The sequence below is a fragment of the Mesorhizobium sp. WSM3224 genome (genome assembly GCF_000427725.1).
Lineage (GTDB): Bacteria > Pseudomonadota > Alphaproteobacteria > Rhizobiales > Rhizobiaceae > Mesorhizobium.
Genome location: NZ_ATYO01000011.1, coordinates 81,654 through 97,174 on the forward strand (window position 1 = coordinate 81,654; position 15,521 = coordinate 97,174).

Below are 15,521 nucleotides of genomic sequence, written 5' to 3' on the forward strand. Positions count from 1 at the left end.
TGTTGGACTCAATAGCCGCGCGACCGGTCGACGAGCCCGATGGGGTCAAGACCGGCGCGGTAACGCTTGATGTTTTCGACAACGGCCTGTGCGGCGCTGGCGGGCTGGGTGACGCTGGCGACATGCGGGGTCAAAATGACCTTTTGATGCGACCAGAATGGATGGCCGGCCGGCAGCGGTTCGGGATCGGTGACATCGATCATCGCAGCAGAGAGTTGGCCACTGTCGAGCGCGGCGACGAGGGCTTCGTGGTCGAGCTGCGGCCCCCGGCCGGTGTGGACGAGCGCCGCGCCCCTGGGCAGTTTCGCAAACAGGTCGGCATCGAGGAAACCGCGTGTCTCCTCGGTCAGCGGCAGCAGGCAGATCAAAATGTCGCTGGCGGCGAGCATCTCGTTCAGCCCGGGCTCGCCATGATGACAGGTCACGCCCTCGATCCGCCGCGGCGAACGGCTCCATCCAGCAAGCGGGAAGCCGAAGGGCTTCAGTCGGTCGAGGACGGCTTGGCCAAGCTGCCCGAGGCCGAGCACGCCGACCCGGCGCGACCCGGCCTGCGGCTGTGCGATATCGGCCCATGTGCCGGCGCGCTGCTGCGCCATATATCCAGGCAGGTTGCGGTGGAGAGCGAGCACGGCAAGCGTCACATACTCTTGCATCATGCGCACAATGCCTTCCTCGATCATGCGCACGATCTTCACGTTCGCAGGCACCGCATCGAGGTGAAATTGGTCGACGCCGGCGCCGATGGAAAACAGGATTTCCAGGTTCCTGTAGTGGCTGGGATTATCCGGCACGGTCCAGCTGATCAGGTAACGCACGGTGTCGGGATCGACCGTTCCGGCATCCATCGTGAAGGGGACGTCCGGCAGTTCTCTCGCGAAGGCATCGGCGAAGATCGCCCCGCGGCGCGCATCGGAATTGAACAGGAATGTCATTCCGGGTTCCTTCAAGCCGCGCAGTGGGCGCCCAGCGCCTCGATCAATCGCTGGCTGGCGGCGAGTTCGCTGGTGAGAATGTGTTCATCCGGCTTGTGGGCGCGATCGATATCACCGGGTCCGCAGATGATCGCATCGAACCCAGCGGCCTGGTAAAGCCCGGCCTCCGTACCGTAGCTGACGGCGGCAAGCGGTGCTTCGCCGGTCAGGGCGTACAGCAGTCCCGCAAGCGGCGCATCCGGTGGCAGCGACATCGCCGGATAGGCGCTCATCGGGCTCCACTCGATGCGAAAGCCCTCGGTTGCAAGGGCCTCTGCGCGGGTCCTCACAGGCGCCAGCAGGCTCGCCGGGTCGACGCCAGGTATGGCGCGTGCCTCCAGGTCTAGCATGCAGGTGTCGGGGATGATGTTGACCTGATGTCCGCCTGCCACCACGCCCGCTTGCAGCGAGGAGTAGGGCGGCTCGAAGGCAAGGTCGAACGGACCGTGCGTCAGCCCTTCGGCCTCGTCGACGGCCGCGCTCAGCGCCGCGGCCATGGCGTGGATGGCGTTGAGGCCGAGATCGGGCCGCGAGGAATGGCCGGAGCGCCCGTTGACAATCACGCGGGCGGCAGCCTTGCCCTTGTGGCCGCGCACGGCGCGCATGCCGCTCGGCTCGCCGACGATGACGCCGAGCGGCTTGGCGCAAAGCTCGGGAAGGCGGGCGATCAAATGCGGCACGCCGCGACATCCCACCTCCTCGTCGTAGGAGAAGGCGAGGTGGATTGGCCTGGCAAGGCGCAGTCCCGCAAGCGTGGGCACGGCCGCGAGTGCCGCGGCAAGAAACCCCTTCATGTCCGTGGTACCGCGTCCGTAGAGCCGTTCGCCCTCCTGGCGAAGCGCGAAAGGGTTCGAACTCCATTGCGGCTCGCTGGCGGGAACAACGTCCATATGGCCGGACAGTATGTAGCCCGGGACATTGGCGGGGCCGATCGTCGCGAAAAGATTGGAACGATCGCCTTCCGGCCCTGGAAGCACGGTGACCTGGGTACCGAGTTCCGCGAGATAGGTCGCGACCCAGCCGACGATATCGCCGTTCGGCCTGCCGGCGACCGATGGAAAGGCGACGAGACGATCGAGGATGTCGAAGACGTCCATTCCAGCCCTCAAAGCGTTTCGGGTTCGCCGGAATCGGTGCCGTCGACCAGATGCTGCCAGATTTCCAAAGAGGATGTGCGCGTTCATTCGCGATTGCGTGCCGAAAGCTGAAATGTTTCAGTTGAATCTTGCGTTGCTGCGCGGCTTTCGAGCAAATCGTATCGGTCTGCTCGTTTAGCGTTGGCGGCAGAGGGTGGCCATCGGTGCGTGGCGCTCTGGTTGCGGAAATCTCGCAGGGGCATGGAATTGAAGCCGTCCGGAAGCTTGAAAATCGATACCTTCTCGATGCGGATTGGCGACATCGAAGACGTCGAACTGGACCGTTTGCACGCGCTCTCGCTCTCCGTAGGATGGCCGCATCGCGCCGAAGACTGGCAATTCCTACGCCAATCGGGAGAGGGGTTGGTGGCGCTCGATGAGATCGGCCGGGTTCTCGGTTCGGCCATGTGGTTCGCGCATGGTACCGATTTCGCAACCGTGGGCATGGTCATCACCTCGCCGCGGCTCCAGACGCTGGGGGCGGGGCAATGGTTGATGAAGCGGGTTTTCGACAAGGTCGCCGGCCGCGACTTGCGCCTCAACGCAACGCGCGCGGCAAGGCGGCTCTATCTCTCCCTCGACTTCCAGCCGGAGAAGACCGTTTATCAATGCCAGGGCATCGCCCGTGCGCAGACGATCGTTGCGCCGGCAAATATTCGGGGCGATGTCCGGAGTTTGGGCGAAAATGATATTGCCGCCGTGATCGCGCTCGACGCGGCAGGGTTTGGCGTGAGGCGGGCGGCGCTCATCGAAAAGCTTTTCGCACACTCGGCCGGCTATGGTCTTTTCAGGGGTGACAGGCTGAGCGCTTTCGCGCTCTGCCGGCCGTTCGGGCGGGGCCATGTCGTGGGGCCGGTCGTGGCGGAAAGCGACCCTGACGCCGTGGCCACCGTCCGGCCGCACGTGGCCGACCATTCGGGATCTTTCCTGCGGATCGACACCCACATGGACAATGGCGAGTTCGCTGCCTTTCTGGCGCACAGCGGAATGCCGGTCTTCGACACGGTACTGACCATGTCGATGGGCAAACGCCTCCCCGATTTTGTCATCGGCGGTGCAGCTACACTGACGACCTACGCACTAGCTAGTCAAACTCTTGGGTAATACTTTGGGTAATTCAGTCTCCCAAACCGTGCGCTTGGGGACTCGGGTCCAGCGAACGGCGAGCGCTACAGCGAGCTGCTCATCGCATAAACGGAGCCAAAGGCGAGCGGTAGAGTTTGCCAACTATCGATAAATACAAGTTATCGAAGAGGAAAGATCATGGTAATCTGACAATCGGCTGACTCGCCGATGATATTACACTCTTCCGTGGAACGTGCATATTTGCGGAAGCCATGCCTCGCCAAGTCACTTCATTGTTCTATGACAATTTGCGGCTGACCGATGCAGATAAACTGCGCAGGCTGGTCAGGACGGGGGCCTATGAAGGCCGTACAGACGGACTTGCGAGGAGCAAGCTCCAAGCCAACGTCGTGATTGTGCCCCGGCGCTTTGCCGGCGATTTCCATCGGTTTTGCGTCCGCAACCCTCAAGCCTGCCCACTGGTGGGGGTAAGCCGCGCCGGCAGCCCGCTGCTTCCAGCGCTGGGCGATATCGATATCCGCACCGACGCTCCGCAATACAATATCCACCGATTTGGCGAGGTGATCCGTCAGCGGACGGATATCATCGACCTCTGGCAGGACGATTTTGCCGCTTTCGCACTCGGCAGCGCGCTTACCGTCAAAGCGGCTCTCGTGGAAAAGGGCGTCGAGCTGCGCAGCATCGGCCGCGGCAAGGCCCTGCCAAAGTTCCGGACCAAAATCATGACGCGCGGCGCGGGACCTTTCGATGGCGAGATGGTCGTCTCCATGCGTCCCATAAGACAGGGCGATGTCGACAAGGTTCGCGCCCTCACCGCACGCTTCCCGCTTGCCCATGGTTCTCCTATCCATGTCGGAGAGCCATCGATTATCGGAATAGGAGATCTGATGGCTCCCGACTGGGGCGACGCGGTCGAAATCATGGACGGGGACGTCCCGGTTTTCTGGGCCAGCAGCCTGACTGCGCAACATGCGCTTGCTCGCGCCGAACTCGCGACTTGATCACAGTATCGCCGGGGGCATATGTTAATCACCGACGTTGATGCAAAAGCAGATGCTGGTACTTTCAAGGTTTGATACGGTTTCGCTTCCGGCGATACTATCATCGTCATCTTCGCAGGTTGGTGACCGGTACTGATGGCCGGGACGTGCTGGTAGGATCCGTCCGCTTTTCCATACCAAAGCCGTTGGTCAGCTTGCGGCTCCAAACTGTTCGTCAGCCGGTTCTGCAATTGGCGATCGACTGGGGTTCCTAGAAGCTTTTCGAACTTTCTGTCTTGCGGCTCCCGTCGAGATGCGCGCGCTTCTGGAGGAGGTCGGGCTGTCAGGATCCGCTGTGGTGCAACCTTGATCTGAGCATCTATGGGGGTTCGAGTCGGTAGACCGCTACATCGCAAAACCCACTATTGAGGAGGCGTTCTTTTGCTATCGTCGGCAAGCTACCTGACAGCAAATCGAGATCGAGCGCCACGATTCGAGATGGCGGGTCGGGACGATGATGGGACGGACTGAGCCGAATAAGTTCATACTTTTGAATGCCTTAGGTTAAGTCGCTGAGTAATGCAGTACCGTGCGGGCGGCAAAGGCAGCTTGAGCAGGCGCGGATCGATCGGCTCCAGAAAGACGCGGCTGCATTTCAACAGGCCACGAAATAAGGAGATTCGTCGAACTGCTCCGGGTGCGGCAGTCATCAACCTCTTCAGCCGCGCCCGAAACCCGAAACGTTTGAGCATCGGAGCCGTTGGCCGTTGGCACAGGCTGATCGGATCGATCCGGCGCGGTTGGGGATGCCCTTCTTGCGGCAATGAAAGACGAAGATGAGGGTCTAGGCCATCGGTAATGGCAGCCTGCTCAATCTCGCCAATCGTTGGTTGATCGCTGCCTCGCTCGCTTGTTTGCGCTCGGAGACGAGCGTCTGTCGATATCAGTTGTGTTTGACATAGGGGCCCTATGGCAATAGCTTGATGGCGCTGGTATAAAAGGTATGCCACGTGATTGGAGTTCAGATTAAACAGCGGAAGCTTTCGGACGAGGTCGCAGCACACCTCGAGCGAATGATCCGCAATGGAGAAGTGGCCGAAGCCGACCGGCTCCCGTCGGAACGGGAACTGATGCGGCAGTTCGGGGTCGGGCGCCCTTCAATCCGTGAGGCGCTGCTGCATCTGAGCAAGATGGGCCTTGTCGAGGTGAGGTCCGGCGAGCGTGCCCGCGTCACTCGACCCACCCCCCAATTCGTGATCGACGCCCTCTCAGGGCCGGCGCGGCACATGATTTCGGCCCCGGGCGGTGTTCACGACTTCCAGAGCGCGCGTTTATTTTTCGAGGTCGGGCTTGCCCGCAATGCCGCTGTGAATGCCGCGCCAGACGATATTGAAAGGCTCAAGGAGGCGCTCGAGATTAACCGGCAGTCCATCGGCGATCTCACGCGATTCGAGCGCACCGACGTCGATTTCCACTACGTGTTGGCAGTGATCACCCGGAATCGAATCTTCACAGCTATCCACGCCGCTTTAGCCGAATGGCTGCTCGAACAGAGGCGCACGACTTTGGCCGAAGGTGAAGACCGCAAGGCCTACGAAGCCCATCGCCAAATCTTCGAGGCAATCGCCGCGCGCGATCCGGACCGGTCCGAAGCGGCGATGCGCAGGCATCTGGAATATGTTTCGAGGCGCTATCTGGAAATCGCGAGGCCCAAGTGATGACCGGCTACGTTGTCTGGGTCGATTTCCGCCTCAAGCCGGGCACCCGAGACAGCTTTAGAGAGCTCGTCGACGCCAATGCGACTGCGTCGGTGTGCAACGAGGCCGGCTGTCGCCGCTTCGACGTGACGGAGGCGCGCGGCGAGCCAGACCGGATCGTGCTCTACGAGATTTACGATAGCGAAGCCGCCTTCGACGAACACTGCCGAACAGCTCATTTCGACGAATTCAATACTCAGATCACGCCGCTCGTCGACTCCAAGTCGGTGACGATCTGCGACCTCGTTTTCGAAGGCTGCGCCTTGAAGACATAATCGGATTGCGCCCCTTTGCGGGCGAAGGGAGGAAGTGCATGTCAGAGCCAAGGCTCAAGGCGTTAGCCGCTCACCGGCAGATTAAGCTCGGCACGCTTGTCGCCGAGTTTGCGACGCCGGGAATTGGGCACATTCTAAAGTCCGCCGGCTGCGACTTCGCCTTCTTCGATATGGAACATTCGGGCTTCAGCCTGGAAACGGTGAAGAGCGCGATCCGTTATTTCGAAGCTGCCGACCTGCCGGTTATGGTGCGTGTGCCGTCGAAGGACTATCATTTCCTCGCCCGCGCCATGGATATGGGCGCGGAAGGCCTGATCGCGCCGATGGTGAGTACCGTCGAACAGGCACAGCACATCATCAATTCTATGAAATATCATCCTGTTGGCGCTCGCGGCGTGGCGCTGCAGATCGCGCATGACCGCTACCGTCCGGGCTCGGTTGCAGATAAATTCGAAGCGGCCAACCAGCGCTCGGTGTTCATTTGCCTGATCGAGACAGCCGACGGCGTCAAGAACATCGACGGCATCGCGGCACTGGACGGGGTCGATTGTCTGTGGGTCGGACACTTCGATCTGTCGGTCTCGCTCGGTATCCCCGGCGAGTTCGCCCATCCCACCTTTACCGCCGCGATGGACAAGATCGTTGCCGCCGCCAAGAGCCACAACAAATCGCTCGGTCGCCTGGTGCCCAACGTCCAGCAGGGTCACGACTTCTACGCACAAGGGTTCGATTTCATTTGCTATTCGGGCGATGTCTGGGTCCTGCACGATGCGATAGCCGACGCGGTCTCCAAGATCCGGGCCGGGTGCCAGTAAGGGCGGAGGAGATGATGGACAGCGAAAACTTCAGGGTGGCGCTTTCCGGTGATTTCCGGAAGCCGGACGACTCGCCGACCTATCCCGACTTCGACCTGGAGCCGCTACGCAATGCGCCCGGCGTCGAGATGGCTTTCCTGGAATCGAACAATCCACTGCACGCCGAGCAGCTTGAGGATTTCGATGCGCTGATCCTGCTAACCCATCGTTTCGATGCAATGAGTGTCCCGAAGAGCGGCCGCCTAGCCGTCGTCGCTCGTTTCGGGGTTGGCTACGATACCGTCGACGTCGAGGCCTGCACCGCCGCCGGCATCGCCCTGGTCATTACGCCCGACGGGGTGCGGCGGCCCGTTGCCGTATCCGTCATCACGTTCATGTTGGCACTGACCGGCAAACTGCTCACGAAGGACGCGCTGACCCGCAAGGGACCTGAAGGGTTCAATCAGCGTTCGGAACATATGGGCGTCGGTCTCGTCGGGCGCACGCTGGGATCGCTCGGCATCGGCAACATCGGCGCCGAAGTCTTTCGCATGGCGAAGCCCTTCGACATGAAATTCATCGCCTATGACCCATTCGCTGACAGGAAGCTGGCTGCCGAACTAGACGTCGAATTGGTCGGGCTCGAGGATCTGTTCCGCCGCGCCGACGTACTGTCGGTGAGTTGTCCGCTGACGCCCGAGACCCACCACATCGTCAATGCCGAGCGGCTCGCCCTGATGAAGCCGACAGCTTACCTGATCAACACCGCGCGCGGCCCGATCATCGACCAGAAGGCGCTGACGAAAATGCTGCAGGAGCGCCGCATCGCTGGCGCGGGGCTCGACGTGCTGGAGCAGGAGCCGCCGGATGCCGAGAATCCGATCCTCAAGCTCGATAATGTCATTCTGACGCCGCACGCGCTCTGCTGGACCGACCAGTGCTTTGCCGGCAACGGCGCCGCGGACGTCAAGGCGGTGCTCGAGGTCCAGCACGGCCGAGAGCCGCGCGGCGTGGTCAATCGCGAGGTGCTTTCGAACGAAGTATGGAAGAATCGGCTGGCCGGTTTCGCTGCCCGCCTCGGGACTTAGGAGTACGAGCATTCGGCGCGCCGCCGCAGCCTTTGCGTCGGCTTCACGGGAGGAAGGCTCGACCGCCGCGCCCGCGGACGAGTGAAGCCAAACGTAATGGGAGGAGCAAGTACTATGAACGATCATGACAAACGCGACTTTCAGGCAGGCCTCGAAGGTGAGGTCGACGCCTTCATGCGCGGCGAAACCACCCGCCGAACTTTCATAACCCGCTTCGGGCAGATGACCGGCATGCTGGCAGCTTCCGGACCGATACTCGCCATGATGACGGATTGGGCGCTAGCGCAGCAGAAGCTCGAACTGGCGGACGCTGCTTCCCCGCTCGGCCAGGCACAGGCGGCGGCCATGAAGGCGTCGATGGAAGGCCCGGCGGATGGTTCCGCCTTCCGTGCGGTCCAGGCTGCCAAGACGCATTCTGGCGTCACGCTGAACATGACCTACGAAGCAGGGCTGCAGGCTCTCGACCCACGCAATTTTAGTGGGCCGATGTGGGAGCAGCTTACGGGTATGAAGTCGAATGTGGTCGAACTATCGAACCCGGACCAGTACTCTAAGGCTGTCGCCGAGCACATTGCCGGCTCAGGCGCCTATGACGTTCTCGACATCTCGCCAGCCTGGACGCCGTCGCTCGCCGATGGCGGCGTCATCGCACCTCTTGACGACTACATCGCCAAATATATGAACCCGGCCGACCTTGCGGACTATCATCCTCTCTACAAGGCGCTGCCGACCTACAAGGGAAAGATCTGGGGCTTCTTCGACGACGGCGACATGTTCGCTCTCTACTTCCGCAAGGATATCTTCGAGGATCCGAAGATGATGGAGGCCTACCAGGGCAAGTTCAACGCCAAACTGGGGCCGCCGAAGACCTGGGAGGAGTACGCCCAGATCGCTCAGTTCATCACCGACCAGATGGCGCCGAAGGTTTATGGCGCGGGCCACTTCCGCAAGGCGGGCAGCCCGGGCAACCAGTTCGACTTCCTGCAGCAGTTCCGCGCTAACGGTGGAAAACTGTTCGGCGAGGACATGAAAGCCGGCTTGGCTTCGGACGCCGGCGTCAAGACACTGACGAACATGCTAGCGGCGAACAAGGCCTCGATCCCCGGCAATAACGAACTCGACGCCGTATCCCTATGGGCGGCGTTCCTGACCGGAAAAGTTGCCATGATCTATTCGTGGCCGCCTACCGGCCGCATGGCGGCGAACTATTCGCAGTCCGCCACAGCGATCAACTTCATTCCGCAGTCGCAGATCGCTGGCAAGGTCGGCTATGCAGTCGTGCCGGGCAATCCGGAACATGCCACTGGCTACAACAAGGCGTTGTCGGCGGATTCGCCCAATCCGGAGGCGGCGTATCTGTTCATGCAGTGGGCCTGCTCGCCGCCCGTCTCGCTGGCGCGCTGCATGCTGCCCTATGCGTTGCGCGACCCGTACCGCATCTCGCATTTCAAGTCGGAGCTCTATGGCGCGCTGTTCCCGAGCGCCAAAGAGTACTTGGCCAACCTCAACAACTCGGCCAATGTCGGCCTGCTCGACCCGATCATGCCCGGTGCGCAGGACTATTTCCTCTCGATCGACCGGATGTGCACAGCGGTGTGGGCCGGCGCCGACCCGAAGGCATCGCTTGGGACGGCGGCAACTGAGTGGAACGAGACTACCGACCGGCTTGGCGTGGATTCGCAAAAGGCGTTCTTCACCGAGTTCCTGAAGCTGCCTGGCGCCACCGCCGACAACACGGTTGAGAAGCTTGGCATGGCAGTCACTCTCTGAGATCTCGGCCTGCTGGGAGGCACGTCGGCTCTCTTGAGCAAAATCGGTGTTGCGGGCGCTTCGCTCGCAACACCTCCCGCAACCGCCAGGCGGTTTTTGGAATAAACGGATGCAGCACACCGCCACGATCAGTCGTATGAAGGCCGCCGGCGCTCCGCCGCGGCTGTCGGCCTTCGCGCAATGGGCGGACCGCCACTTCAAATGGCTTCTGGTCGCGCCCGCGGTGCTGCTGATTCTGGCGCTGTCGATCTATCCGCTGCTGTTTTCGATGGTCGTCTCCTTCATCAACTACGACTTCCAGGTGCCGGGCCACGCCTTTGTCGGAGTGAAGAATTACGAGCGGGTCGTGTTCGATCCCGTGGCGCGCTGGTCACTGGTGCTGACAGCATGCCTGTCGGGACTCAGCGTCGCCATCGAGTTCGTGCTTGGGCTGCTTGTGGCGCTGACCATGGTGCGCAGCTTTCCGGGCCGCGGCGTGATCATGTCGATCCTGATCGTGCCGCTGTTCATAAGCCCGGTCATCGTTGGCCAGGCCTGGACGCTGCTGCTGCAGCGGCCTTTCGGGCCGACCAACTACATTCTGACGCAACTGCTGGGGCAGGAGGTGACGATCGGCTGGATGACGGAGAGCCCATGGCTCTATGTCTCGCTGATCATCGCCGATGTCTGGCAGTGGACACCGTTCATGTTCGTCATCCTGCTCGCCGGGCTTACCGCCATCTCCCCGAACCTCTACGAGGCGGCGGAACTCGACAGCGTCAATGCCTGGCAGGCCTTCTGGGCCATTACCGTGCCGCATCTCGGGCCGATGATGCTGCTGGCGCTGACCTTTCGGCTCCTCGACGCCATCCGCATGTTCGATACCATTTTCATCATGACCGGCGGCGGGCCGGGCACGCAGACCTACACAGCCTCCTATTATCTATACACCGTCGGCTTCACCCAATTCCATCTGTCACAGGCGACAGCCGGAAGTTGGCTGTTCCTGATCTTTACTGCATTGGTGGTGATGCTGCTGGTAAGGCGGCTCTTGAAGGCTGAGCCGGTCTGATGCCCGTCGTCGCGCGCGCCCGCCGCAGGAAACGCCGGTCGGTGCCGATCGGCCGCATCCTGCTGCTCGGCTTCTTCCTGGTCTTCGTGTTGTGGCCGCTCTACTGGATGTTTAACACCTCAATCAAGCCGAGCGACGACTACCTCACCGTGCCGCCCGTCTGGTTCCCAACCGCACCGACGCTTGTCCACTACAAAGCTGCGCTGTTCGCCTATCGCGGCCTCGACGGGCTGATCAACAGCCTGATCATCTCGCTGTCGGCAACGGTGCTCTCCGCCCTGTTCGGCACACTGATGGCCTACAGCCTGGCGCGCTACAACACCGGCGGCCAGCATTTGTCCTTCTGGGTGCTCTCGCAGCGTTTCCTGCCGCCTATTGGCATCGTGCTGCCAGTGTTCCTGATCTACCGTGGCGTCGGCCTTTACGACACGCATATCGGCCTGATCATAGCCTACACGGTGTTTACGCTGCCGGTATCGGTGTGGATGATGTTCGCCTATTTCCGCGGCATGCCGAAATCAATGGAGGAGGCGGCCCTCGTCGATGGCTGCACGCGCTGGGAGGCGTTCTGGCGCGTGGCTGTGCCGCTCGCCGCTCCAGGGATTGTCGCGGCGGCCGTCTTCGCCTTCATCGCCTGCTGGACGGAGTTCTTCTTCGCGCTGATCCTCACGAGCCGCACCGCTTTCACGCTGCCAACAGTGTTCCGTGCCTTCATCGGCTTCCAGGGGGCGCAATATGGCGAGGCGGCAGCCCTTGCCATCGTATCACTCGTTCCATCGATCGCGCTGGGGGTACTTGCTCAACGACACCTCGTGCGCGGGCTCACGCTCGGCGCCGTTCGCGGATAGAAAGGGTCGCATGGCCGAAGTCAGGATCACCGGCTTGCACAAGCGCTACGGCGCCTTCCATGCCGTGCGTGGTATAGACCTCGACATTCGCGACGGCGAGTTCACCGTGCTGGTCGGCCCATCCGGCTGCGGCAAGAGCACACTGCTGAGGACGATCGCCGGGCTAGAGGAGAGTTCGGAAGGCACGATCGAGATTGGCGGCGAGGTCGTAAACGATTTCAGACCGCGCGACCGCGACGTGGCGATGGTCTTTCAGGACTATGCGCTCTATCCGCATATGAGCGTGGCAAAGAACATCGGCTTCGGCCTGAAGGCCCGCAAAATGCCGAAACCGGAGGTGGAGGCGCGCGTCGCCGAGGCGGCGCGCATGCTTGGCATCACCCCTCTGCTCGGACGCTTTCCGCGCCAATTGTCCGGAGGACAGCGCCAGCGCGTCGCCATCGGCCGCGCCATCGTGCGCAACCCGCGCATCTTTCTGTTCGATGAGCCGCTGTCCAATCTCGACGCGCAACTTCGCGATGAAATGCGCGGCGAGATCAAGCGCCTTCACCAGGCCATCGCCACAACGATGATCTACGTCACCCATGACCAGATCGAGGCGATGACGCTGGCTGATCGTATCGTGCTGATGCGTGACGGGGTGATCGAGCAGCAGGGCACGCCGCTCGACCTGTTCGAGCGCCCCGGGTCGACCTTCGTCGCAGGCTTTCTCGGTTCTCCGCGTATGAGTTTCCTGCCGGGCACGCTGACTTTGGGCGGCAGCGCTGCCGCCATCCGGCTCGCGGATGTGCTGCTGCCTGTAGCGCCCGGCAGGAAACTGAATGGTGCCACGGACGGACAGAAGGTGCTGCTCGGATTAAGGCCAGAACATCTGACGCGCGCGCACGCTGCTAGGCCCGCGCAGGGCACGTTTCGCTATGATGCAACCATCGACCTGCTGCAGCCGACCGGCTCGCGCAGCTATGCGACCTTCCGCCTTGCCGGCGCGCCGGTGATGGCGGAACTGCAGGCGCACGACGTCAGCCGTCCCGGCGAGAGGCTGCCGATCGACATCAACATGAATCGAGCCTCGATTTTCGACGTCAAGACGGAGCGAGCGATTTGACCCCGGCAGCATCTCGAGCAGTCCGCCTGTGTGGAACCGAACAGATCGATCCGCCGCTGCGGTCGTTGCGCGCTGGACCCTTGTCGGTCGAGTTTGACAATGGGGCGTTACGCTATGTCCGTGTCGGCGGGATCGAGGTTTTGCGGGGGATCTCATTTCTCGTACGGGACGAGAACTGGGGAACCTATACGCCCGTTCTCGATGACCTCCAGATCGATGAAAAGCCCGATGCGTTCAGCGTCGCCTACCGTGGAACATGCGCCGGAATATGGGGTCGCCTGGCCTACCAGGTACGAATCGCGGGCAGGAGCGATGGTGCGCTGTCCTTTGTGGCAGAAGCCGAGCCTGAAACGGACGTGTTGACCAACAGAACCGGCTTCATCGTGCTGCATCCGATCGAGGGTTTGGCCGGCAAACCGCTAAAGGTGCTGCACGAGGACGGTCGCGAGGAACTATCGGCCTTTCCGGACCACATCGACCCCGCATGTCCCTTCACCGACATCCGCGCGCTGTCGCACGAGATCGCTCCTCGAATCTGGGCCACATGCACCATGGAAGGCGATGCATTTGAGATGGAGGACCAGCGGAACTGGTCCGACGCCTCTTACAAAACTTATGTGCGCCCACTGCGTCGCCCATGGCCCTACAGGTTGTCCAAAGGCCAGAAGTTCACGCAGGCCGTCCGTTTTCAGGTGTCGGGAACGCTTCCTGCCGGGACGTCTGAAAACCATAATCCACCTATCAGACTGACGATCGGCGGGCCTATCGGCCGTATGCCCCGCATTGGCGTCGGCGTCGCTGCCGACGAGGCGAAGCATGCGCTGGAAATCCCCGAGCTCATTCGACGGTTGGCTCCGCAGTGGATGGTCTGCCAGATCGATCTCCGGCTCGGACATGGCCAAGATCAACTTGAAAGGTACGCGGCCCTAGCACGGTTGACCGGCGGTAGCGTCGTTCTCGAGATTATCACCAAGGGCACGCTCGATCCCTTCGGCGAATTGGAGCCGGTTGCGGGGGCTGTCCACACCCTCGGCTTCGACCTGGAGGCTGTCTCCGTCTTTCCGGCGCAGGACATGAAGTCGGTGCAGCCGGGGGCACCGTGGGCAGCGATGCCCACCTTCGAGCAAAGCTACTCCGCCGCGCGCCGAGCTTTTCCCGGGGTGCCACTGGGCGGCGGCATGGCCGCATACTTTACCGAGCTCAACCGAAAGCGCCCGCCAGCCAGGGCGCTGGACTACGTGACCTTTACCACCTGCCCAAACGTGCACTCAGCAGATGATATCTCCGTGATGGAGACGCTTCGGGCGATGCCCCATCTGATCCGCTCTACGCGCACTTTCATGGGCGAGCGCTTGCCCCTGCGTATAGGTCCCAGTCAGCTCGGCTGCCGCGAGAACCCCTACGGAACCTCCACTGCGCCGAATGAAGCGAACGCTCGCGTCTGTCTGAGCCGCATCGATCCTCGGCAGCGCGGGCTGTTCAATGCGGCTTGGACCGTCGGCTATTTCGCGGCCTGCGGGCGCGAGGGGGTCGAGGCCGTCGCGTTTGGCGCGTTCACCGGCCCGTTCGGACACGTCTACAGGAAGGCCGACTTCGTGCAGCCGTGGTATGATCAGCAGGATCGCCGCATGATGTATCCCGCTTTCCATCTTATGGCAGGTCTCTCACAGCTCAAGGGCGCCACCCTGCTGTCCGTCGAAACATCCGGCGCTGAAAGCGTCGCGACGATCGCAGCTGAAAAAGATGGGCGCGCGACTCTGTGGCTCTCAAACCTCACCGCCAAAACCCAATCAGTGCAGCTTTCGGATACGCCGATCAGCGCCCGCATTGCTCTTCTTGCTGCCGACCAGTTCGAGCGGGCGGCAACCGATCTGAACTTCATGGAAAACTCCGTGAGACAGCTCGATGATCAATTCATCTCCCTTGACGCCTACACCGTCGCGCGAGTCGACCTCGACCGATCGTCTTCGACATAGCCCGATGGAGAACAGAGTCAAATGTTCGTTCTGGCGTTCAGTGTCGGATGTCCGGTTAATGGCGCATCTACGGCTTGCATGGCAGATGAATCCGCCTATCCAATATCAGATGGGACGCAGTCCCAACAAACATGCAGTTCAGACAGTCGATTACAAATCTATGATGAAGTCGTGCGGCGTGTCTTATGCTGTGGTGAGGCGACACGGTAACAACCTTTGCAGTCATTATATCCTTTGCTTTCATCAGCCGCATCCCTAGCTCAGTTCAAGTGAACAGGCGCCCAAACAGGTTCTGGTTCCCTGGTCTAATCGAATTTCAGGCGGCGGCTTCGAGTGCGACGGCCGTTTCCACGCCGGCGCTACGCGGAAACCATGGATGCAAGCCAAGTCCGTGGCACGCATGCCCGCACGTGAGCGTGGCATCCAGGCTCCCATGACGCAGTGCATAGACAAAGCATGCCGTGTACCGGTAGGGACCGATCTCACCGGCGACACTATTGTGGCTTCTGCGAGCGTTTCGGCTGCGAGGCGAATGCCAAGGCCAGCCCGGCCGGCCGCGTCCTTCGTTCGCCTGACCTGAGCGACACCGGTCACGGATGGGCAACGAGTTCTCGTCCAGGTCTTAGGCCCTTCTTCACCATTGGAAAAGCACAAGGTGCAGCAAGACCGAGTGCGCCAGCGATA

At 61.5% G+C, this 15,521-nt stretch carries 13 protein-coding genes; 11 read left to right on the forward strand and 2 right to left on the reverse strand.

Annotation, left to right across the window (positions count from 1 at the left end):
* Positions 1–8 precede the first annotated feature (8 nt).
* Complete coding sequence (locus YU3_RS0119445; protein WP_027167834.1) at positions 9–932, reverse strand: glyoxylate/hydroxypyruvate reductase A; 924 nt, start codon at positions 930–932, stop codon at positions 9–11.
* 11 nt (positions 933–943) lie between these two features.
* Positions 944–2,068, reverse strand: coding sequence for an acetylornithine deacetylase (gene argE, locus YU3_RS0119450; protein ID WP_027167835.1), 1,125 nt, complete (start codon positions 2,066–2,068; stop codon positions 944–946).
* A 240-nt stretch (positions 2,069–2,308) separates the two neighbouring features.
* Here argE and YU3_RS0119455 point away from each other — a divergent pair, with 240 nt between their 5' ends.
* The 11 genes from YU3_RS0119455 (at position 2,309) to YU3_RS36795 (ending at position 14,837) form a co-directional block, all read left to right on the forward strand.
* On the forward strand, positions 2,309–3,211 hold the full coding sequence (locus YU3_RS0119455) for a GNAT family N-acetyltransferase (protein ID WP_027167836.1): 903 nt from the start codon (positions 2,309–2,311) through the stop codon (positions 3,209–3,211).
* Between the two features lie 233 nt (positions 3,212–3,444).
* Entirely contained in the window at positions 3,445–4,194 is a 750-nt protein-coding gene (locus YU3_RS36785; RefSeq protein ID WP_156913522.1) for a DUF1445 domain-containing protein, read from the forward strand.
* 989 nt (positions 4,195–5,183) lie between these two features.
* Positions 5,184–5,891 carry a transcriptional regulator NanR gene (nanR, locus tag YU3_RS0119465; protein ID WP_027167837.1) on the forward strand — a complete coding sequence of 236 codons (708 nt, stop codon included), beginning with the start codon at positions 5,184–5,186 and terminating at the stop codon, positions 5,889–5,891.
* Positions 5,891–6,205: a putative quinol monooxygenase gene (locus tag YU3_RS0119470; RefSeq protein WP_036258930.1), complete on the forward strand. Its 315-nt coding sequence runs from the start codon at positions 5,891–5,893 to the stop codon at positions 6,203–6,205. Before nanR ends, YU3_RS0119470 begins: the two co-directional genes overlap by 1 nt.
* Before the next feature lie 38 nt (positions 6,206–6,243).
* Entirely contained in the window at positions 6,244–7,020 is a 777-nt protein-coding gene (locus YU3_RS36790) for an aldolase/citrate lyase family protein (protein WP_051333992.1), read from the forward strand.
* A gap of 11 nt (positions 7,021–7,031) precedes the next feature.
* A complete protein-coding gene (locus tag YU3_RS0119480) occupies positions 7,032–8,087 on the forward strand; it encodes an NAD(P)-dependent oxidoreductase (protein ID WP_245273551.1) in 1,056 nt (351 codons plus the stop codon).
* Between the two features lie 114 nt (positions 8,088–8,201).
* Positions 8,202–9,857 (forward strand): extracellular solute-binding protein, encoded by a 1,656-nt coding sequence (locus YU3_RS0119485; protein WP_027167840.1) that lies wholly within the window; start codon positions 8,202–8,204, stop codon positions 9,855–9,857.
* Between the two features lie 109 nt (positions 9,858–9,966).
* A complete protein-coding gene (locus YU3_RS0119490; protein ID WP_027167841.1) occupies positions 9,967–10,908 on the forward strand; it encodes a sugar ABC transporter permease in 942 nt (313 codons plus the stop codon).
* Positions 10,908–11,756, forward strand: a complete 849-nt coding sequence (locus tag YU3_RS0119495; RefSeq protein WP_027167842.1) for a carbohydrate ABC transporter permease — start codon at positions 10,908–10,910, stop codon at positions 11,754–11,756. The genes YU3_RS0119490 and YU3_RS0119495 overlap by 1 nt, the downstream gene beginning before the upstream one ends.
* Before the next feature lie 10 nt (positions 11,757–11,766).
* Positions 11,767–12,861: a sn-glycerol-3-phosphate ABC transporter ATP-binding protein UgpC gene (gene ugpC, locus YU3_RS0119500; protein WP_027167843.1), complete on the forward strand. Its 1,095-nt coding sequence runs from the start codon at positions 11,767–11,769 to the stop codon at positions 12,859–12,861.
* Between the two features lie 80 nt (positions 12,862–12,941).
* Positions 12,942–14,837: a hypothetical protein gene (locus YU3_RS36795; RefSeq protein ID WP_051333993.1), complete on the forward strand. Its 1,896-nt coding sequence runs from the start codon at positions 12,942–12,944 to the stop codon at positions 14,835–14,837.
* The last annotated feature ends 684 nt before the right edge of the window (positions 14,838–15,521 follow it).